The sequence below is a fragment of the Avibacterium sp. 20-132 genome (genome assembly GCF_023611925.1).
In the GTDB taxonomy this organism is placed as follows: Bacteria; Pseudomonadota; Gammaproteobacteria; order Enterobacterales; family Pasteurellaceae; genus Avibacterium.
Genome location: NZ_CP091456.1, coordinates 592,181 through 614,129 on the forward strand (window position 1 = coordinate 592,181; position 21,949 = coordinate 614,129).

Consider the following 21,949-nt stretch of genomic DNA (forward strand, 5'->3'; position numbering starts at 1 on the left):
AAAATGTTTATTTCGTTAGGAAAGTAGAATGCAAAATAACTCTCAATTAGTCCAATTACAAAATGAAATCCGTGCGCGTTATGACAACTTAAGTAAGCGCTTAAAGCAAGTGGCACAATATGTACTAGACAATAGTAATAGTGTGGTCTTTGATACAGTAGCCACCATTTCTGAACGAGCCAATGTACCGCCTTCCACTCTAATTCGCTTTGCTAATGCTTTTGGATTCAGTGGGTTTAATGAAATGAAACAAATCTTCCGTGAAAACCTAATGGAAGAAACAGCAAATTACACTGAGCGCTTACAACTTTTTCGTCAGCTTGAACCAGAACAGGCCAATCGGGAAAGTGGGGTGGATATTTTAAATATTTTTACTCAAGCAAATCATCAAGCTTTACAGCAACTAGCTAACCAAACTTCTGAACAAGAAATACAACGCGCAGTGGAAATTCTAAACAATGCGAATAATATTTTCATTATTGGCTTAAAACGCTCCTTTAGCATAGCAAGCTATTTCGATTATGCCCTACATCACTTAGATTGCCGTTCATTTTTAATTAATGGCTTAGGGGGAATGTTTGATGAACAACTGAATTTAGTTAAAGAGGGTGATGTTGTCATTGCAATCAGTTTCTCTCCTTACGCGAAAGAAACCGTAGATATTATGCATACCACAGCAAATAAAGGTGTAAAGCAGATCGCAATCACGGATAGCCAAATTAGTCCTCTAATCGCTTTTAGTGATGTCTCTTTTGTAATTAAAGAAGCCCAAGTGCGTGGCTTTCGCTCACAATGTGCAACAATGACTTTAGTGCAAACCTTAGCAATTACACTGGCATTGAAGAAAGAATTACCTCTTTAAAAACAAATAATAAACAAAAAGGCTTGAGAATGCCTCTCAAGCCTTTCTTATTTCTGCTTGGAAAATTAATCGCCAAGACGCTCTTTAATACGTGCAGATTTACCTGAACGCTCACGTAAGTAGTAAAGTTTCGCTTTACGAACCGCACCTTTACGTTTAACGGCGATGCTTTCTACAACAGGTGAGTGAGTTTGGAATACACGCTCAACACCTACACCGTTAGACACTTTACGTAAAGTGAATGCGCTGTGCAAGCCACGGTTACGAATTGCAATAACCACGCCTTCGAATGCTTGCAGACGACGTTTGCTCCCTTCAACAACCCATACTTTAACTTCTAAAGTATCACCCGGACGAAAGCTAGGTACGTTTTGTTTTAATTGTTCTTGTTCAATTTGTTTAATGATGTTACTCATTGTGTAATCCTTCTAAGATCCTAGTATTAACTGATGATTTCACGAAACTGGACAAAGCCATTTCGCGCTCAACTAATCAACTTTATTTGCTTGCTGTTCAAGTTTTACTTGCGCCAGCAATTTCCGTTGTTCGTCAGTCAGAGCTAGGCTTTCCAATAGCTCAGGGCGTCTTAACCACGTTCGTAATAACGATTGTTTTAATCGCCATTTGCGAATTTCTGCGTGGTTACCTGACATCAACACCGTAGGTACTGACATTCCATCGAGTACCTCTGGGCGAGTATAGTGGGGACAGTCAAGCAATCCTTCCGCAAAAGAATCTTCTTGTGCGGAGGCTTGTTTGCCTAATACACCGGGAATAAAGCGTGCAACGGCATCAATTAATGTCATTGCGGGTAATTCACCACCCGTTAAAACGTAATCACCGATTGACCATTCTTCGTCAATCTCAGTTTCAATCACTCGTTCATCAATGCCTTCGTAACGACCACAGACTAAAATCAATTTTTGATTTTGCGCCAATTCTGTTACACCATTTTGATCGAGCTTACGACCTTGTGGTGAAAGATAAATTACCTTTACCCCCTCTCCTGCGACCGTTTTAGCGGCGTGGATTGCATCTCGTAATGGTTGCACCATCATCAACATTCCAGGCCCACCGCCGTAAGGGCGGTCATCAACGGTTTGATGTTTATCCGTGGTAAAATCCCGTGGATTCCAACACTGTACTTGCAAGAGATTTTGTTTTACGGCTCGTCCCGTTACCCCATACTCAGTAATCGCTTTAAACATTTCGGGGAACAATGATACAAGACCAATCCACATTGTTATTTTCCTAATTTGTAGGCTCGAAATGCTACAACCTAAAGCTCACTGTATGCCTGAGTTTAGAAACCAGCGTCCCACTCCACGTCAATAGTCTTGGTAGTGAGATCTACTCTTTTAACTACTTGTCCATACAAAAACGGAATTAACCGTTCTTGTTTACCAAAAGCATCTTTGCTATTTGCTCGCACAACTAAGACATCATTTGAGCCAGTTTCCATCATTTCTGCCACTTTACCCATTTTGTAACCTTGTAAATTTACAACATCACAGCCAATTAAATCGTGCCAATAATAATCCCCTTCTTCTAACTGAGGGAATACACTTAAATCAACACCGATTTCAATATTTGCGAGGGTTTGCGCCATTTCACGATCATTGATACCTTTTAATTTAACAATAAGCTCGTGATTATGATGTTTCCAGCTCTCTAATTCTGTTGCTTGCCATTGACCTTTAATTTTTAAAAACCAAGGCTGATAATCAAAAATGCTTTCAGCTTGTTCTGTTGATGAATAAATACGTAACCAACCACGAATTCCGTATGTTGAACCTAATTTCCCAACTACTTCGATTCTTTGTTGTGTCATTTTATTCACCTATTAATTAATCTGAAAAATCTGCAATTAAGCAGCTTTTTGCGCTTCTTTTACTAAAGAGCTAACGCGATCAGATAATGTCGCCCCTTTTTCAACCCAAGCATTTACGCGCTCTAAATTAATGCGTAAACGTTCAGCTTTACCTGCTGCTAATGGGTTAAAAAAGCCAACACGCTCAATAAAACGACCATCACGAGGGCAACGGCTGTCAGCGACAACAATTTGATAAAATGGGCGTTTTTTAGCTCCGCCACGAGATAAACGAATGGTTACCATAACCTTCCTCTAATTTTAATAAACAAAAAGAAAACCCACATCGAAGGAGTGGGAATGCTTACTTTTTTCTCTGTATATATAGACAAAAAGCCTGTGGATTATACTCTTTCTCGCTAAAAAGGCAACAAATATTCGCTGTTGTATAACCGGCAATGACTAGGATTTCTCTTTTAAGAGAACGCGATAAATTTCAACATACTGTCTTGCCATATTTTGTGCTGAAAAATCATTATGTTGCATATACATCTTGATATTCTCTTTTAGCTCAATAAGTTTTTCTGGAGCATTAAGTAATTCTGTTAAAACGTACTGATAAGATTCTATTGTATTATGTTTGATTAAATAGCCTGTCTTGTTATTTGCAATGATATCAGGTATGCCACCAACAGAATTTGCTAGTGCAGGAACGCCATATTGGTACCCTTCTAATATTACTGCCCCCAAACCTTCAGAATGAGAAGGAATAATTTGCAAATTGATATGCTTAAATACAGAACCAATATAAGGTGTAAAAGGGATAAAAATAATGTTATTTGAATCTTTTGCTTGTTCTTTTAAGGCTTGTTCTAATTCACCTGAACCAACGATATAAAATAATATTTCAGGCAAGCTTTTTGCTAGCTCAATCGTTAATTCAAAATTTTTCACTTTTTGTAAATTACCAATATGAGCGATAGATAATTTCCCTTTTTTCTCTGAAAAAAACGTTTGCTCAAATTCATTATTCTCTAATAAAGGCTTTATACAGCCATAAATTGTTTTAACATTACTGTTCAACGCCTTTAAGTTATGGCTGACTTGTTCGCTAACACCGACTAAAACATCAGCATTTTTATAAGATCTTGTGGACGATTTATGTTTAAATGGAAATGCAACATGTCTTGTTATTACAACAGGCTTACCTGAAATCAATTTAAGGAAACCTGCAATGTGCGCACCTCTACCATCTTGAGCATGAATAATCAGTGCTTTTTTACTAAGTACAAGTTTAATAAGCTGAAAAAAATTCAAAATAGTAATATTTTTGTATGCTTTTAATTTCTGGATAAATTTACCCTTCTTTTTTCCAAAAAAGTAAACTTGATAGTCAGGTAACATTAACATTAATTGCTCGGTTTGGAATTCCCCGCCGCCAAAGCCTTTTGCCATATTAATAAATAAAATCGCCGGTTTAACATTATTCATATAATCACCTTTAATCATTATTTAGGGAAGAGATATTTTTTGACCATAGTTGAGCATATTTGGAAAAAACAGAAAATGCAGAAAGCACTGCCAATAAAAATCCCTGTTTGCCGTCTAAAAAACCGGCTTTTACGAAATACATTTTGACAAAACACCCGATTGCGTGGGTAATACCTTGAAATAATGTGGCTTTTTTTCCTTGTTTTGCCCGTTGTTCTGCCCACGCGCTGGCATAATTGGCTGATTTAACCAGATAATGATGTAAATTTTTATAAGGATAATGAAACAAATTTCCCGTTAGTTTTTGCACTATCGTATTTTCTGGGTAGATCACTTTTTCATGAACCAAGGCATCGTTATAACCAGCATACTGGGTTTGATACAATCGCACAACATAATCGGGATACCAGCCTGAATGACGAATTAAACGCCCGAAAACTTCGCTGATACGTGGAATATCGTACACCACATTAGGCAAATTTTTCGCCACAGCTTGCTGAATTTGTTGTTTCAGCTCATCTGTAACACGCTCATCAGCATCTAACCATAACACATAATCAGAGGTTACGTATTGCTGTGCCAGTTGGCGTTGTTTGCCGAAGCCTTGCCAATCGCGATTCTCATAGAATTTAGCCCCATATTGTAGCGCGATTTCTTTGCTCTTATCGGTACTACCTGAGTCTAAAATGACAATCTCATCCACCCAATCTTTCACGCTTTCTAAACATTGTGCAAGATCTTGCTGTTCATTTTTTATAATCATTGCAACGCTGATTGTTGGCATAATTTCATCCTTATTCAATTACTTTTTTGCTAAGTGTAATAGATCTTCTCACAAAAGAAAAAGTATTCAAAAAGTACCGCACTATTTTTTTAACCTAAGACAATAACCAATGGTATTTAATGTTAATTGCACAATCCAGCCAATACTAAATGCAAAGAGTAACGTTCCAATTCCCACCGTTCCCCCAAGACAAAAGCCGATAGCACAAACAGTAATCTCTATTAGGGTTCTTACTATACCTACTTTGCAATGCCATCGCTGACATAAGCCAACCATTAGCCCATCACGAGGGCCTGCCCCTTGATGACAAGTGAGATAAAATGCGGAAGCTACGCCAAATAAGAAAATACCTAGTAAGGCATAAGTAAAGCGAAGCAGCATAGAATGAGGAACGGAAATAAAGTCTACCGTGATACCTAAAGACAAGGCAACCAATAAGGTATTTAACACCGTTCCTAAACCTGCGCGAAGTTTAAGTGGAAACCACATTAGCATAACAATGGCACTGATAATAAGTGATGCCCAACCAACATTAAAGCCCGCTTGTAATGCCACCCCTTGCGAAAGCACAGTCCAAGGAGCTGAACCTAAATTTGCCAGTAAAAGTAAGCCTTCCCCCATACCTAAAATGGTTAAAGAAATAATCAACATTACTAGGGAATGATACTCAATTGACCAATGTTTTTTTGCTGTCCAAGGTGTGTGAGGAAGCACGTTAAATTGATTTTTCATAGATAAATTGATCGTAAATTTGCACCGCACTTTGAGATATGATGATAAAGGAAATTTACCTAAATCCCAACTGCTTAATCTCTATAACATATAGCTAAAACGTTTAAGAAATTGTGCATTTTTACCGCAAAGCAATCGCTTGCCTTCACATTTTTGTACATTTTTGCAAGCATTTCGTTACAAAAAACAGTAAAATGCGTTTGCGTTTTTATCTCAATTTTACATTTAAGGAAATTCTAATATGAGTAGCTTAATAAGTGTGCTGGGCATTGTTGTACTTCTTGCTATTGCCGTTCTGTTATCAAGTAATCGCCGTGCAATTAGTTTGCGTACTGTCGGTGGGGCGTTGTTAATTCAAATTCTGATTGGTGCATTTATTCTTTATGTGCCAGTTGGACGTGATATTTTGCTTGCCTTATCCAATGGCGTAAGCAAAGTGATAAATTACGGGAATGAAGGGGTTAAATTTGTCTTCGGTGGTTTAGCAACTGATGCGTCATTTAAAGCTTTTGGTAATGACGGATTTATTTTTGCTATTCGTGTGTTACCGATTATTGTGTTCTTCTCTGCGTTGATTTCCTTACTTTATTACATTGGCGTAATGCAGTGGATTATTAAAATTATTGGTGGTGGCTTACAAAAAGCATTAGGCACTTCCAAAGCGGAATCAATGTCTGCTGCCGCAAACATCTTTGTTGGACAAACGGAAGCGCCACTCGTCGTCAAACCTTATGTCAGTAAAATGACTGAATCAGAATTATTTGCCGTGATGTGTGGTGGATTGGCTTCTATCGCAGGTTCAGTATTAGCTGGTTATGCTGGCTTAGGCGTGCCATTGCCATACTTAATTGCTGCATCCTTTATGGCAGCACCTGCTGGCTTATTGTTTGCAAAATTAATCGTGCCTCAAACAGAAAAATTCAATGATGACATTGAAAAAGTTGATTTAGAACAGCCATCAAATATCCTTGATGCTGCCGCAGCAGGGGCGTCATCTGGTATGCAATTAGCAATGAATGTGGGCGCGATGTTAATTGCATTCGTTGCATTAATTGCCTTAGTAAATGGCTTATTAGGTGGCATTGGCGGATGGTTCGGTATGCCAGAACTTTCTCTTGGCTTAATTTTAGGTTGGATTTTCCGCCCATTAGCTTGGGTGATCGGTGTACCTTGGAACGAAGCGGGCATTGCAGGTCAAATGATCGGGATTAAATTAGCGGTGAACGAATTTGTTGGCTACTTAGAATTTGCCCCTTACCTTGCAGCGGATGCAGCGGTACAATTAAGCGATAAAACAAAAGCAATTATTACCTTCGCCCTTTGTGGTTTTGCAAATTTCAGTTCTATCGCGATCTTAATTGGAGGCTTAGGTGGAATGGCACCAAGTCGCCGTGGTGATATTGCACGTCTTGGTATTAAAGCGGTAATTGCAGGTTCATTAGCTAATCTGATGAGTGCAACCATAGCCGGTTTATTTATCGGTTTAAGTGGTGCGGCGCTGTAAAGTGCGGTAAAATTTCATCACATTTTTTCGATAACGCCACGACATTGTTCGTGGTGTTGTCATATTAAGGCAAAGAAAACGTTTGCTATCATTATGTTACAAGGAGATTAGGATTTCTCCAATAAGGAAGCAATGAGCATTTTCCACTTCCAAATAAAGCAAACATTCTGTAGCCCAAACACAGAGTTCAATAATTAAGGAGCTTAAAATGAAACGCGTATTTATAATGATGTTAGACTCTTTCGGTATCGGTTCAAGTGAAGATGCGGAAAAATTTGGCGATAAAAGCGCAAATACCTTAGGTCATATTGCACAACGCTGCGCCGAAGGGCTGGAAGACAAAAACGGGCGAAAAGGTTCACTTCATTTGCCTAATTTTGAAAAACTGGGCTTAGGCTTAGCCGCCAAAGAATCTTGCGGCGAATTGCCAGCCGGTTTTAATCCAAGCCCCGCATTGATTGGCGGGTATGCTTATGCGAAAGAAATTTCATCAGGTAAAGACACCCCGTCAGGGCATTGGGAAATCGCAGGTGTGCCAGTATTATTCGATTGGGGCTATTTCCCCGATCACGAAAACAGCTTTCCACAGGTTTTATTAGATCGTATTGTCGAACGTGCGGGCTTAGAAGGTTACCTTGGCAACTGCCATTCATCCGGTACCGTGATTTTAGATCAACTGGGCGAAGAACATATGAAAACAGGTAAACCTATTTTCTACACCTCGGCAGATTCCGTCTTCCAAATTGCCTGCCACGAAGAAACCTACGGCTTAGACAAGCTGTACGAATTATGCGAAATTGTGCGTGAAGAATTAGCCGATTACAACATTGGGCGTGTCATTGCTCGTCCGTTTGTTGGCAACAAAGCCGGCGAATTTTCTCGTACTGGTAACCGTAAAGACTACGCCATTGAGCCACCCGCCAAAACCGTATTACAGAAATTAGTCGAAGAAAAACAAGGGGATGTGATTTCTATCGGCAAAATCGCTGATATTTACGCTCATACGGGCATTACCGAAAAAGTCAAAGCCACAGGCTTGGCAGAATTATTTGATAAAACCCTTGTAGAAGTCAAAAGAGCGGGCGAAAATGCCATCGTTTTCACTAACTTTGTAAACTTTGATTCTGATTTTGGCCACCGCCGTGATGTCGCAGGTTATGCCGCTGCATTAGAATATTTCGACAGCCGTATCCCAGAACTATTAGCCTTAATGAATGAAGGTGATTTGCTTATTTTCACTGCCGACCACGGTTGCGATCCAACTTGGCACGGCACGGATCATACTCGTGAGCATATTCCCGTATTGCTTTATGGCTCACAAGTACCAAAAGCCTTTTTAGGCAAACGTGAAACCTTTGCTGATGTAGGGCAAACTATTGCCGACTATTTTGGCTTATCTCCAATGGATTACGGTAAATCAATCCTTAATTTCAACAACCAAGATTAATCAATAGAAGAGGACTTTATTATGACTCCACATATCAACGCCCCAGCAGGTGCTTTTGCTGATGTAGTATTAATGCCCGGCGATCCATTGCGTGCCAAATACATTGCGGAAACCTTCTTGGAAGATGCCAAAGAAGTTACCAATGTGCGTAATATGTTAGGCTACACAGGCACTTACAAAGGGCGAAAAATTTCGGTAATGGGACACGGAATGGGGATTCCCTCTTGCTCCATTTACGCCAAAGAATTAATTACCGATTATGGTGTGAAAAAAATTATCCGCGTCGGGTCGTGCGGTGCAGTACGTGCTGATGTGAAACTACGCGATGTGATTATTGGATTAGGTGCTTGTACCGATTCAAAAGTCAATCGTATTCGTTTTAAAGATAATGACTTTGCTGCCATTGCCGACTTTGAAATGACTCAAGCTGCCGTACAAGCAGCAAAAAATAAAGGCATCAACGTGCGTGTGGGTAACCTTTATTCAGCCGATCTTTTCTATACCCCTGATGTTGAAATGTTTGATGTGATGGAAAAATACGGCATTTTAGGCGTAGAAATGGAAGCAGCGGGCATCTACGGTGTTGCAGCAGAATTTGGCGCAAAAGCCTTAACCATTTGTACGGTATCAGACCATATCCGTACCCACGAGCAAACGAGCGCGGAAGAACGCCAACTGACTTTCAATGAAATGATTGAAATTGCGTTAGAAAGTGTATTGCTTGGTGATCAGGCTTAATCCCTAATGAAATCACACCGTACGGGAAACTAAGTGCGGTGTTTTTTTAGCAATTTTTCATCTTATTGATCCTTGGCATATTTTGCATAAGAAAATATTGCTATAATTTCCCTCAATTCATTTTCATCTCTGCTAGCTAAAATGTTAATGCGATTTACCCAAAAAATTCGTCATTTTATTCATCGAAAATTACGCCAAAGCTATCGCATTTCGCGTAAAACCATTGAATTTTCCTGTCTGTTAATCGGTGCAGCGTTAGTATCCTTATTCTCCCTTGGCTTTGCCAAATTTGCCGATTTAGCCTTACATTGGAATGCCCATTGGAGTGCCAAATATCCTTATGCAGTATGGATTGTGCTGCCTTTAGGACTGGCTTTTTTGGCGTGGTTTACCGCTAAATACACCCCTTATGTTTCGGGCAGTGGCATTCCACAAGTTATCGCCTCAATTGATATGCCGTATAGCGCCAATAAAAGTAAGCTCATTGCCTTTGGACAAACGCTGTGGAAAATCCCACTCACCTTTTTAGCGATGTTATTTGGTGCATCAGTGGGGCGCGAAGGGCCTTCTGTACAAGTGGGTGCAGCGGTAATGTATGCGTGGGGCAACGTGTGTCGTCGCCACGGTTTGGCATTTAAAGGCTTAAATGCCAATGAATTAATGGCAACGGGTGCAGCAGGTGGACTGGCAGCAGCATTTAATGCCCCTCTGGCTGGGGTGATTTTTGCGATTGAAGAATTAGGGCGTGGCATTTTGCTCCGTTGGGAACGCCGTGTGCTACTCGGGGTACTCACCGCAGGGTTTATTTTGGTCGCCATTGAGGGCAATAACCCCTATTTTCCGAATTATCAAGGGGAAACTTCCGTGCCTTATATGTTCTTATGGGCTGCATTATGTGGCATAGTAAGTGGCATTTTAGGCGGTATTTTTGCTCGCTTATTAGCTAAAGGGGTGGCTGGCACTGCACCGGCTAAAATTCGCGGGTGGATTCGCCGTCACCCTATTTATACCGCCTTTATTTTAGGCTTAATCCTTGCGGGGCTTGGCACGTTCACCCACGGACAAACTTATGGCACAGGCTATGAAGTGGTTACCCAAGCATTGAGTGGTGTCGAAATAGGGAGTGAAGTAGGCATAAGTAAACTATTCGCCACCGTTGCAACTTATTGGACAGGCACGGCTGGGGGGATTTTCACCCCATCATTAACCACGGGAGCGGGCATTGGTGTACAAATCTGGTCGCTTACAGGGGGCATTGTAGATCAACGTTTACTGGTTTTATTATGTATGGCGGCGTTCTTAGCTGGAGCAACACAATCCCCTGTTACAGCAAGCGTGGTAGTAATGGAAATGACATCCAGTGAACCCGTGCTATTTTGGCTCTTGATTTGTAGTCTTATCGCTTCTATCATTTCACGCCAGTTTAATGCGAAACCGTTCTATCATTTTGCCGCAGGGCGTTTCCGCCAGCGTATTCAAGAGCAGGCAAAACAAGCTGAGTTAAAGCAACAAGAACAGCCAAAAGCCGTACAAGAAGAAAACAAATAATGACCCAACAAAAATCAACAAAAAACACACCGCACTTTTATCGTGGGCGATTTTCTGTTGCTCCAATGCTTGATTGGACAACGCGCCATTGCCGTTATTTCCATCGCCAATTCAGTCAGCACGCATTGCTTTATACGGAAATGATCACCACAGGTGCAATTATTCACGCCAAGTACGATCATTTGGAATTTGATCTGGCAGAAAACCCTGTGGCACTTCAACTTGGCGGGAGTGATCCCGAACAATTACAACATTGTGCAAAACTTGCCGCAGAGCGTGGTTATCAAGAAATTAATTTAAACGTGGGTTGCCCGTCTGATCGCGTGCAAAACGGAATGTTTGGTGCTTGCCTGATGGCGAAAGCGAATTTAGTTGCAGATTGTGTGCAGCGTATGCAGTCTGTGGTGGATATTCCTGTCACGGTAAAAACCCGTATTGGCATTGATGATCTTGATAGCTATGAATTTCTCTGTGATTTCGTGCAGAAAGTGACACAAGCAAGCTGTCAAGAATTGATCGTCCACGCACGCAAAGCGTGGCTCAGTGGATTAAGCCCGAAGGAAAATCGTGAAATTCCCCCCCTTGATTATGAGCGTGTTTATCAGCTAAAACGGGATTTTCCACAACTTTTAATCAGCATTAACGGCGGGATTAAAACCATTGAAGAAATGCAACAACATCTGCGTTATGTGGATGGCGTAATGGTTGGGCGTGAAGCTTATCAAAACCCGAGTTTATTAGGCTATATTGACCACGCCTTGTTTGATCCACAATGCCCTATTGTTCATCCAAAAGAGGCAGTGGAAAAAATGTTCCCCTATATCGAACAACAACTTGCGCAAGGCGTTCATCTTAATCACATCACCCGCCATATGCTTGGCGCATTCCAACATTGCAAAGGCGCTCGTCAATGGCGCAGACATCTCAGCGAAAACGCCCATAAAACGGGGGCAGGCATTGAAATCGTGGAACAGGCTTTGGCTTTTGTGGAAGCCTAATTGTGGGAGAAACTAAAATAGAAAAGTGCGGTGTTTTTTTCACAACTTTTTATTGTAAAAGAAAGCCCTTTTTACAAAGGGCTTAAGCGTAACGTTCATTTATTCCACTAATTTGGCAGGCATTTCAGGTGCAATTAAGCGACGTAAGCGCGTACCTTCTAGATCAATATGTCCAAAACGCGAATGCCCATTATTCCAATCCTCCACAGCTTGACGCAAAGCCGCTTGACTATCTGCGACAAAATTCCACCACACTAAGGTTTTATGTGTGAGCGGTTCTCCCCCGAGCAACATAATATGGCTGCCCGCTTCCCCTTTGATGTTAAATTCGTGGGTTTGGCAATCCGTTAAACTAACCAGTTGATCTTGTTGGTAAATATGCCCCTCAATCTCTACGTTGCCTTTCAGTACCAGTACGCCATATTCAAAGTTTGGTTGCTGTTCTATACGCAGTGTTTGGGACTGTTGAAATTGAATATCTACGCCAACTAATGGGCTATATTGCTGTGTTGGTGCGGTTCTGCCTTGATAGCTACCGGTGGTTAAAATATAATTTACGCCATTTTCCTGCCATTCAGGCAATTGAGGATAATGTTGAAAATTTGGCTCAATCTCTTGATCCATTGGGAGCGCAATCCAAAGCTGTACCGCGTGAAGCTGATGCACGCCTTCAGGGGTTTGTTCCGTATGGCTAATGCCACGCTGGCTACCAGTGCCAGCAGTCATTAAATTCACTTGTTTGGGCTTAATTAATTGACGATAACCAAGGCTATCTTGATGCCAAACTTCCCCTTCAAGCATCCACGTAAACGTCTGTAAATTGGTATGTGGATGCGCACCGACTTGCAAGCCCGCATTATCATCGGTAAATTCTGATGGCCCTGCGTGATCAAGAAAACACCACGCCCCAATGGTACGCTTACCCGCTTGTGGTAACAAACGCGCTACAGGAATGCCACCGACATCTTTGGTTATTGCATTTAATTTATCTACGCTCATTTTCGTTCCTTATGCTTTAGTTTATTGCCTTATGCTTTCGCCCATTGAATAAAAGTTTGTGCAAACTTACTTAAAAAAACCGCGGTGCGTTCATCTGCTACTTCCCCTTGTTCATTAAGCGCTTGCGTCACACGGCTAAGAAAAACTTCTGGAGAAATCAGCACGTTCGCACCAATACTTTGTAAACTTTGACGAATTTGCAGACCCGCATTAATCCCGCCATAAGCGCCCGGTGAGGCAGTAACAATAGCCACTTTCTTACCTTGCCATAAATTTTGTCCATAAGGTCGAGAAGCAATATCAATGATATTTTTCGTGGCTGCAGGTATTGCGCGATTATGTTCAGGGCTAACAATGAGTACTGCATCAGCCATTTTAATTTGCTCACGCACGCGATCATATTCTGCCACGCTTTCCTTATCGCGATCTTGTGTGTAAAGAGGCAAATCATCAATGCGTACTTCCTGCACCTTTACCTCAGCAGGAAACTGAGCAACGATGTAATTTGCAATACTTCGATTAATAGATTGTTTGCTTAAACTGCCAATAATCAGCGAAATGTTCATTATTATAACCTCAATACATTAGGGGAAATTTTCGCCAATTATAAATCTCCCCCCTCCTCCCAAACAATCGGCATTTTAGAAATGATCTTTTTCCTGATAAGAAAAAGTGCGGTGAAAAATCACCGCACTTTGTTTTTTCCTATGCTTTCTTATTTTAACGCGGCTCTTGCGTTTCTGAATAATCGCATCCACGCGCCGTCTTCTGTCCAATCTTCAGGATACCACGAATTGGAAACAGCGCGGTAAACCCGTTCTGGGTGTGGCATCATAATGGCGACACGTCCATTGCAGTTGGTGAGTGCGGTAATACCATCCACGGAACCATTTGGGTTGGCGGGGTATTGGGTGGTTGGGTTGAGATCATTATCAATATATTGTGCAATAATCAAATTTTGTTCACGCAACATAGCAAGTTGCTGATCATTTTTGAACTCTACACGTCCTTCACCGTGAGAAACCGCGATTGGCATATGAGAGCCAGCCATTCCGTTAAACCACAGTGAAGCCGTCTCATTGATGCGAACCATTGCGACGCGCGCTTCAAAACGTTCCGATTGGTTACGCACAAAACGTGGCCAGGCTTCTGTTCCCGGGATAATTTCAGCCAAATTCGCTAACATTTGACAACCATTACATACCCCTAAAGCAAGGGTGTTTTCACGCTCAAAGAAAGTGGCAAATTGATCGCGAAGTGCGGTGTTAAATAGGATAGATTTTGCCCAACCGCCACCAGCACCTAGCACATCACCATAAGAGAAACCACCACAAGCAACAAGGGCTTGGAAGTCTGTTAAGTGATGACGTTGCTGTTGTAAATCGCTCATATGCACATCAATGGCATCAAAGCCTGCACGGTCGAACGCCGCTGCCATTTCATAATGGCTGTTCACCCCTTGCTCGCGTAAAATGGCAATGCGTGGACGCACACCTGTAGCAATATAAGGGGCGGCAATGTCTTCATTGACATCATAAGTTAAAGACACGGAGAAGCCTTTATCATTCGGATTTTTCTTCGCGGCAAATTCTTGATCGGCACATTCTGGATTATCGCGCAATGCCTGCATTTTGTGGGTCAATTCCGCCCAAATACCACGCAATTCAGAACGAGTTTCTTTCAATAGCACTTTCGTGCCACGCGTAATTTCAACTTGATTGTCTGTGGTTACCGTGCCAAGTTCTTTCAGTAAATGCAGTACGCCATTTTGCTCGAAAGCCTGACGAACAGCGGTCAGAACACTATCTTTCACTTGGATTACCGCACCCAATTCTTCATTAAACAGCACTGCTAGATCATTATCGCCCAACGCACTAATATCCACAGAAACACCACAATGCCCTGCAAAGGCCATTTCAGCAAGGGTGATGATCAAGCCGCCGTCTGAACGATCGTGGTAAGCCAGCAATTTTTGTTCATTCACAAGTTGTTGCATTGCATTGAAGAAGCCTTTCAGGCTTTCCACATTCACCACATCTGCAGGTTTATCACCTAATTGTTTATAAACCTGCGCCAATGCCGTTGCACCTAAGCGATTTTTGCCCTCACCTAAATCAATCAATAATAAACGGCTGCTGCCTTTATCTGTGCGTAATTGTGGCGTAACGGTTTTGCGCACATCTTCCACGCGCGCAAAGGCACTGATAACTAAGGAAAGCGGTGCGGTAACGGATTTTTGTTCGCCATTTTCCTGCCAAGTGGTTTTCATAGACATTGAGTCTTTCCCCACTGGAATGGTTAAGCCTAATTGCGGGCAAAGTTCTTCCCCCACGGCTTTCACGGCTTCATAAAGCCCAGCATCTTCGCCCGTATGCCCTGCGGCAGACATCCAGTTAGCAGAAAGTTTAATACGTTTAATATCTCCAATATCTGTTGCGGCAATATTGGTTAAGCTTTCTGCCACGGCTAAACGGGCAGAAGCAGCGAAATCTAACAATGCCACAGGGGCGCGTTCGCCCATTGCCATTGCTTCGCCGTGATAGCTGTCTAAAGAGGTGGTGGTAACCGCACAATCCGCTACAGGGATTTGCCACGGGCCGACCATTTGATCCCGTGCCACCATACCTGTTACGGAGCGATCACCAATGGTAATCAGGAACGTTTTCTCTGCCACCACCGGCAAACGTAATACGCGGTGTAGCGCTTCTTTTAATTCAATAGTTGATTGATCAAGCGGTGGATTATGCACTTGTTTAGACACCACATCGCGCGTCATTTTTGGCGTTTTGCCGAGCAACACGTTCATTGGTAAATCAATGGGATCATTATGGAAATGATCATCGTGCAAGGTGAGATGTTCTTGTTCTGTGGCTTCACCGATTACGGCAAATGGCGCACGTTCACGCTGACAAAGTTGCTCAAATAAGGCTAATTTATCTGGTGCAACAGCCAGCACATAGCGTTCTTGCGATTCGTTACACCAAATTTCTAACGGCGACATTCCTTTTTCATCACATAAAATATCACGCAATTCAAAGCGTCCGCCACGTCCGCCATCGTGAACTAACTCTGGCATTGCATTAGACAAACCACCTGCGCCCACATCGTGGATAAACAGAATTGGATTGTCCTCGCCCATTTGCCAACAGCGGTCGATCACTTCTTGACAACGGCGTTCCATCTCAGGGTTATCACGCTGTACAGAAGCAAAATCCAAATCTTCTTTCGATTTGCCTGATGCCATTGAAGAAGCCGCACCACCGCCTAAGCCGATATTCATCGCAGGGCCGCCAAGCACGATCAATTTCGCCCCCACAGGGATTTCACCTTTTTGCACGTGTTCTGCACGGATATTCCCGATACCGCCTGCGAGCATAATTGGCTTGTGATAGCCGCGCACTTCTTCGCCGTTAAAGCTGTTTACTTTTTCTTCATAAGTACGGAAATAACCAAGCAAAGCAGGACGACCAAATTCATTGTTAAATGCCGCACCGCCTAAAGGCCCTTCCAGCATAATATCTAGGGCGGAAGCGATACGGTTCGGCTTAGATAATGGATTTTCCCAAGGTTGCTCAAAATCAGGAATCAGCAAGTTAGACACGGAAAAGCCCACCAATCCTGCTTTGGGTTTTGCGCCGCGACCTGTCGCCCCTTCATCACGAATCTCACCGCCCGATCCTGTTGCCGCACCTGGGAACGGGGAAATTGCCGTTGGGTGGTTGTGAGTTTCCACTTTCATTAGAATATGCGCATCTTCGTTATGATAGCGATATTGTCTATCTTGATCAGGGAAAAAGCGTCCAACTTTCGAGCCTTCCATTACCGCCGCGTTATCTTTATAAGCAGAAAGCACATAATCTGGGGTTTTCTCAAAGGTATTTTTGATCATTTTGAACAGGGATTTTTCTTGTTTTTCGCCGTCAATGATCCAATCTGCATTAAAAATTTTGTGGCGGCAATGCTCTGAATTGGCTTGTGCGAACATATAAAGTTCCACATCTGTTGGATTGCGTCCAAGTGCGGTGAAATTTTCCACTAAATAATCAATTTCATCTTCTGCCAATGCTAAGCCCAATTCCACATTGGCTTGTTCTAGGGCTTGGCGACCGCCGTTTAAAATATCCACTCGGGTAAAGGCTTTTGGCGGCTGTTGTTGGAATAGCACTTCCGCTTCTTGTGGTGTGCGGATCACTGTTTCCATCATTCGATCGTAAATATGGCTAATGAGTTCAGCCTGTTCTTGCTCATTTAATGCACGTTCTAACTCAAAATAAAACGCCAACCCACGCTCTAAACGCACTACTTTATTTAAACCGCAGTTGTGTGCAATATCAGTGGCCTTTGACGACCAAGAAGAAATCGTGCCAACACGAGGGATAACAATAAAACATTCCCCTTGTGGTTCGTGCTGTGCCAAGTTTGGACCATAATGTAATAATTGGGTTAATTCTTGCTCTTCAAGCGTATTCAATGCTTCACTGAGTTCTGCAAAATGTTGATATTCTGCATAGCAAGATTTCACTGGAAGTTGTGCTTGTTGAAAGCGTTGGACGAGTTGATTTAAACGGAAAGGCGAAAGGGCTGGAGAGCCACGAAAAATCTGCAACATAGACTTACCATTGGTTAGATTAATGAAAAACTTGGCTATTATAGAGGAATTTTTAGCAAAACGAAAACGTTTGCGTAAGTATGGTAATGGATAAAAGACGAATTCATTAAAAACGTGGTGTTATGGATAAAAAAAGAGAAAAAAACGACCGCACTTTTGATTTAGGCAAAAGGCGGTTGTTAATTAGCTAAGGCAAGCGAGAAATTTAGCTCGCTTTTTTGCGACGTTTTAAAGTATCGAGTAATACAGCAAAAACAATGATTAATCCTTTTACAATTTGTTGCCAGTAAGGATCGACTCCCAGCATATTTAAACCTTTGTTGGTTGTACCAATAATCAATGCTCCAATTACACACATTGGAATGCTGCCAAAGCCACCACTTAATGATACGCCGCCAATCACTGCTGCGGCGATTGCATCAAGTTCCCAAGCTAATCCGTAAGAAGGGTTACCCGCATAGGTTCGTGCTGCGAGTAATGCCCCCGCTAAACCAGATAATGCGCCCGCTAAGGTATAAACCCAAATTAAGGTTTTAGTGGTGTTGATTCCACAAATTTTTGCCGCATTAAGATTTCCGCCCACAGCATAAACGTGGCGTCCAAAAGTAGAACGACTGAGTAAAATATGTGATCCAATTACAATCAAAATATATAAAATAACTAACCCAGGTAAGCCAAATACATTTACATCAGCAATCCAAGTAAAGGCTTCAGAAGAGGCATCAATTGGGCGTCCATCTGAATATAATTGTGCCGCACCACGAGCAATAATCATCATACCTAAGGTGGCGATGAAGGGAGGAATTGCGCCTACTGCGGTTAATGTTCCATTAATTGCTCCGAGGAATGCGCCTAATGCTAATGAAATAGCGAAAGCGAGCATTGCAGCACTTACAGAATCACCGCCAGTCACTACTGAAGCTGAAACCACTGCGGTAAGCGCTACGACAGAACCAGAGGATAAATCAATCCCTGTTGTGATAATTGCAAAAGTTACTCCAATAGCAATGATTCCAAACATTGAAACCTGTTCGATAATACTCCAAACCGTACGAGCAGAGAAAAAACCATCAATTGAGAGAGAAAGGGCTAAAAATAGTCCAATTAAGATAAAAACCATTCCATAAGCATTTATGATTTTTTTGAAAGTCACATTTGACATAATATATACCTCATCTGTGTTTACCATTTTACTAGTTTGAATGAATGTTAGTCTGGTTTATAAATGTTGTTATGCACCAGATGCTAATTCTAAAACCCGTTCTTGCGTTAGTTCTTGATGTGGGATAATCCCAACTTGATGTCCTTCGTGCATTACCATAACACGATCGCTCATTGAAAGTAGCTCTAGCATATCTGATGTAATCATAATGATTGTTTTTCCTTGTTTGGATAACTCAACCATTAATTTATAGAGTTCTGCTTTAGCCCCCACATCAATACCTTTTGTTGGTTCATCAAGGATTAAAATATCAGGCTCAAGTAAAAGCCAACGGGCAAGTAACACTTTTTGCTGGTTTCCTCCTGATAGATTATTAGTAATGACTTCGACATTTGGTGCCTTAATTTTGAGCTTATCTTTTTGTTCATACGCCGTCTTTTGCGCTCGCGTTACTGATACCAAAAAATTTTCCAAATAAGGGGACATTTTCGGCATAATCATATTGTCAGTTATGCTTAAATTAAGAAATAATCCTGTCAATTTACGATCTTCTGTTACAAAACCAATTTTGTATTTCATCGCATCTAAGGGATTATGAATTTCAGCTTTTTCACCATGAATATAAATTTCGCCGCTATCCGCAGGTTTATAACCAAACAACCCCTCGACTATTTCAGAACGACCAGCCCCCACTAAACCAGCAATACCAAAAATTTCCCCTTTACGCACTTTGAAATTAATATCTTGATATTTTCCTACACGAGTAAAGTGTTTCACCTCAACAACAATTTCATCTGAAATCTCAAAACGTTCACGTTGGAACATTTCAGACATATCTCGTCCGACCATCATTGAGATAAGTTGATCTTTAGTGATCTCTGAAGTCGCTTTTGTACCAACGTATTGCCCGTCGCGAATTACGGTGATTTCGTCAGAAACTTTAAATACTTCGTCTAATTTATGTGAAATAAAAATAATGGCGATACCACGTTTTTTTACAATATCAATAATACGATAAAGTTGTTCTACCTCAGTTTCAGTTAATGCTGTTGTGGGTTCATCCATAATAATGACTTTGGCATCATTAGATACGGCTGTTGCAATTGCAACAAGTTGTGCTTTCGCAACAGAAACTTCAGACATTTTGACTGTAACATCCATCGGGACACCAAGATTATTAAGAATTTCTACCGCTCTTGCATTCATCTCTTTTTGATTAAGCAAAAAACGCCCTTTCGTAATTTCTCGCCCAAGATAGAAGTTATCGGCAATGGTCAAATTCGCAGCAGGTGAAATTTCTTGCGGCACCATTGTTAAACCACGTCTAATCGCATCAATCGGTCGGGTAGGTTTAAAGGGTTTATCATCAAAAATTAACTCGCTGCCCACATCGGGGGTGTAAATGCCATAAAGCACTTTCATCAATGTCGATTTACCAGCGCCATTTTCCCCCATTAAGGCGTGAATAGATCCTCTTTTTACTTTTAAATTAATTCCATCTAACGCTTTTACCCCAGGAAATGTTTTAGAAACGTTACGCATTTCTAAAATATAGGGAGATTTTGTTGCTGTACTCATACTTTACTCCTTCATATCAACTATTTATCAGAGCTATTCTTTATATTTATTGAGATATTGTGTTTTTTTATCAGGTGTAACTAATTCAAATGGAATCCATTTTATCGCGGGAACTTTTTCTCCTTTGGTCACTTTAATAAGTGGGGTATCAGACAAGCTATACATCGAAACGCCGATAGTGAAGGATTTGGCAAATAATGTCGGAATAAAGAAAAGGCCAATAAATAGGAAGAATAGTTTTTTGAACATCACTTATACTCCAAAAATAACGAAAAAATGAACCGCACTTTGAGTTATCTCATTTATTAGTCGAAGGACAAAGCCAAAGCTCTGCCCTTCTGTATGAGTGTTATTTATATTTGGCTTGATATTCCTCTTTTTTATCAGGGGTAACTAATTCAAATGGAATCCATTTTATTGCAGGGACTTTTTCGCCTTTTGCTGCTAAATACGCAACTTCTGCTCCAGCTGCCCCTTGCCCTTTAGCTGATTGATAAACCGTAGCATCTAGCCCTTTACCTAAATATTCCAATGCATCAGGCGTGGCATCCAAACCCACAATAAGAATATCTTCATCTTTTAGCCCCAGTTTACGCGCAGCAAGTAATGCACCGATTGCCATTTCATCATTGTTGCTCACCACAACATTAATATCTTTATTTGCTGCCAATACGTTTTCAGCAATGCTCAAACCTCTATCACGTTCCCACTTTCCTTCTTGCTCTGTCGCGATGTTAATATTTTTATGTTGTGCAAAAATATCTTTATTACCTTGAGTTCGCTTAGTTACTGCATCTTGCCCTAAAGGCCCTAATAAAATTAATGCATTGCCTGATTTGCCACCTAACGTATTCACAATAAAATCTGCTTGGATACGTCCCCCCTCAATCTCATCAGAACCGACGTAACTTGTAACATATTTCATATCTTCATCATTAGGTTTACGATTAACAATAATGAGTGGAATTTTTGCTTTTTGTGCTTTACGTCCAATGACCTTAACAATATTTGGATCTGTTGGTACAACAAGCAAAGCATCAACATTTTGATCGATAAACGTTTCCACATCATTTAGCAAACGAGCTGGATCGCCATTTGCATCGGATAATTTAATTTCCACATCATCGTGTTTCGCATCAAAATCACGAATTGAATCTTGTAAATATGTCTGCCATTTATCCGCGAAAGAATTCATTGGGGCACCAATCATAAGCTGCTTACTCATTACAACTTGAGATGTCAATAACAATCCGCCGCACAGCATTGCTAATAGTGTTTTTTTCATTCTTCTACTCCTATTTTAAAGGTTAGATTGATCACAAAGCTGAAATACCACTATATTGCACAAGGTTCCATTTTGTGAATATAAATTTCAAATTTAGACAATTATGAAATAAATCATCTATTTTTATATATAGCATTAAGGGAAAAATGTCGCAATCATCAAGTTAAAAAATTGTGAATTAGATCGTATTTTCGTATTTAGAAATAAAGAAAATGCATAAAAACTCACATTTTTTTCTGCCTTACTTATAAAAAATAGAAATCTAAGCATTTTTCTGTTATTTACATAATTTTAATCGCCAAAATCTGGTTTCTAACCTAAAATTTGATCTTCGCAATAAAATGAAATTTCACAAACTAAAATAGAATTTTTTGAAATTTAATTTTCAATGAAAGCGTTGTT

The 21,949-nt window shown here is 41.0% G+C and carries 19 protein-coding genes and 1 pseudogene; 6 read left to right on the forward strand and 14 right to left on the reverse strand.

Features of this window, described 5'->3' with window-relative positions:
• Positions 1–28: 28 nt before the first annotated feature.
• Positions 29–862: a MurR/RpiR family transcriptional regulator gene (locus L4F93_RS02705; protein ID WP_250351009.1), complete on the forward strand. Its 834-nt coding sequence runs from the start codon at positions 29–31 to the stop codon at positions 860–862.
• A gap of 65 nt (positions 863–927) precedes the next feature.
• Here the strand turns inward: L4F93_RS02705 and rplS are convergent, their stop codons facing one another.
• The 7 genes from rplS to yczE form a co-directional block, all read right to left on the reverse strand.
• Positions 928–1,278 carry a 50S ribosomal protein L19 gene (gene rplS, locus L4F93_RS02710; RefSeq protein WP_250351010.1) on the reverse strand — a complete coding sequence of 117 codons (351 nt, stop codon included), beginning with the start codon at positions 1,276–1,278 and terminating at the stop codon, positions 928–930.
• Positions 1,279–1,350: 72 nt separating this feature from the next.
• Positions 1,351–2,103, reverse strand: a complete 753-nt coding sequence (gene trmD, locus L4F93_RS02715; protein WP_250351011.1) for a tRNA (guanosine(37)-N1)-methyltransferase TrmD — start codon at positions 2,101–2,103, stop codon at positions 1,351–1,353.
• A 62-nt stretch (positions 2,104–2,165) separates the two neighbouring features.
• A complete protein-coding gene (gene rimM, locus L4F93_RS02720) occupies positions 2,166–2,693 on the reverse strand; it encodes a ribosome maturation factor RimM (RefSeq protein ID WP_250351012.1) in 528 nt (175 codons plus the stop codon).
• A 36-nt stretch (positions 2,694–2,729) separates the two neighbouring features.
• Entirely contained in the window at positions 2,730–2,978 is a 249-nt protein-coding gene (rpsP, locus tag L4F93_RS02725) for a 30S ribosomal protein S16 (RefSeq protein ID WP_250351013.1), read from the reverse strand.
• Positions 2,979–3,134: 156 nt separating this feature from the next.
• Positions 3,135–4,163, reverse strand: coding sequence for a glycosyltransferase family 4 protein (locus L4F93_RS02730; RefSeq protein WP_250351014.1), 1,029 nt, complete (start codon positions 4,161–4,163; stop codon positions 3,135–3,137).
• Positions 4,164–4,173: 10 nt separating this feature from the next.
• Positions 4,174–4,947, reverse strand: coding sequence for a glycosyltransferase family 2 protein (locus tag L4F93_RS02735; RefSeq protein ID WP_250351015.1), 774 nt, complete (start codon positions 4,945–4,947; stop codon positions 4,174–4,176).
• An 81-nt stretch (positions 4,948–5,028) separates the two neighbouring features.
• Positions 5,029–5,679 (reverse strand): membrane protein YczE, encoded by a 651-nt coding sequence (yczE, locus tag L4F93_RS02740; protein ID WP_250351016.1) that lies wholly within the window; start codon positions 5,677–5,679, stop codon positions 5,029–5,031.
• 241 nt (positions 5,680–5,920) lie between these two features.
• On the opposite strand from yczE, the gene L4F93_RS02745 reads away from it, so the two are divergent.
• The 5 genes from L4F93_RS02745 (at position 5,921) to dusA (ending at position 11,914) form a co-directional block, all read left to right on the forward strand.
• A complete protein-coding gene (locus L4F93_RS02745; RefSeq protein ID WP_250351017.1) occupies positions 5,921–7,183 on the forward strand; it encodes a NupC/NupG family nucleoside CNT transporter in 1,263 nt (420 codons plus the stop codon).
• Between the two features lie 208 nt (positions 7,184–7,391).
• Complete coding sequence (gene deoB, locus L4F93_RS02750; protein ID WP_250351018.1) at positions 7,392–8,630, forward strand: phosphopentomutase; 1,239 nt, start codon at positions 7,392–7,394, stop codon at positions 8,628–8,630.
• A gap of 21 nt (positions 8,631–8,651) precedes the next feature.
• Positions 8,652–9,368 carry a purine-nucleoside phosphorylase gene (gene deoD / locus L4F93_RS02755; protein WP_250351019.1) on the forward strand — a complete coding sequence of 239 codons (717 nt, stop codon included), beginning with the start codon at positions 8,652–8,654 and terminating at the stop codon, positions 9,366–9,368.
• A gap of 141 nt (positions 9,369–9,509) precedes the next feature.
• Entirely contained in the window at positions 9,510–10,916 is a 1,407-nt protein-coding gene (locus L4F93_RS02760) for a chloride channel protein (RefSeq protein WP_442778825.1), read from the forward strand.
• The gene (dusA, locus tag L4F93_RS02765) at positions 10,916–11,914 is read left to right on the forward strand and encodes a tRNA dihydrouridine(20/20a) synthase DusA (RefSeq protein WP_250351021.1); all 999 of its coding nucleotides are present in this window, start codon (positions 10,916–10,918) and stop codon (positions 11,912–11,914) included. The genes L4F93_RS02760 and dusA overlap by 1 nt, the downstream gene beginning before the upstream one ends.
• A gap of 99 nt (positions 11,915–12,013) precedes the next feature.
• On the opposite strand, the gene L4F93_RS02770 is transcribed toward dusA, so the two are convergent.
• The 7 genes and pseudogenes from L4F93_RS02770 to L4F93_RS02800 all read right to left on the reverse strand — a co-directional run bounded on the left by L4F93_RS02770 (position 12,014) and on the right by L4F93_RS02800 (position 21,547).
• A complete protein-coding gene (locus L4F93_RS02770) occupies positions 12,014–12,913 on the reverse strand; it encodes a pirin family protein (protein WP_250351022.1) in 900 nt (299 codons plus the stop codon).
• A gap of 29 nt (positions 12,914–12,942) precedes the next feature.
• A complete protein-coding gene (locus L4F93_RS02775) occupies positions 12,943–13,479 on the reverse strand; it encodes an NADPH-dependent FMN reductase (RefSeq protein ID WP_250351023.1) in 537 nt (178 codons plus the stop codon).
• A 149-nt stretch (positions 13,480–13,628) separates the two neighbouring features.
• The gene (purL, locus tag L4F93_RS02780) at positions 13,629–17,522 is read right to left on the reverse strand and encodes a phosphoribosylformylglycinamidine synthase (RefSeq protein WP_250351024.1); all 3,894 of its coding nucleotides are present in this window, start codon (positions 17,520–17,522) and stop codon (positions 13,629–13,631) included.
• Between the two features lie 205 nt (positions 17,523–17,727).
• Positions 17,728–18,684, reverse strand: a complete 957-nt coding sequence (locus L4F93_RS02785) for an ABC transporter permease (RefSeq protein WP_250351025.1) — start codon at positions 18,682–18,684, stop codon at positions 17,728–17,730.
• A 69-nt stretch (positions 18,685–18,753) separates the two neighbouring features.
• Positions 18,754–20,262 (reverse strand): sugar ABC transporter ATP-binding protein, encoded by a 1,509-nt coding sequence (locus tag L4F93_RS02790; RefSeq protein WP_250351026.1) that lies wholly within the window; start codon positions 20,260–20,262, stop codon positions 18,754–18,756.
• A 33-nt stretch (positions 20,263–20,295) separates the two neighbouring features.
• Positions 20,296–20,388: pseudogene (locus L4F93_RS12425) on the reverse strand (ATPase); the annotation flags it as partial.
• A gap of 223 nt (positions 20,389–20,611) precedes the next feature.
• On the reverse strand, positions 20,612–21,547 hold the full coding sequence (locus L4F93_RS02800) for a substrate-binding domain-containing protein (protein ID WP_250351028.1): 936 nt from the start codon (positions 21,545–21,547) through the stop codon (positions 20,612–20,614).
• Between the last annotated feature and the right edge of the window lie 402 nt (positions 21,548–21,949).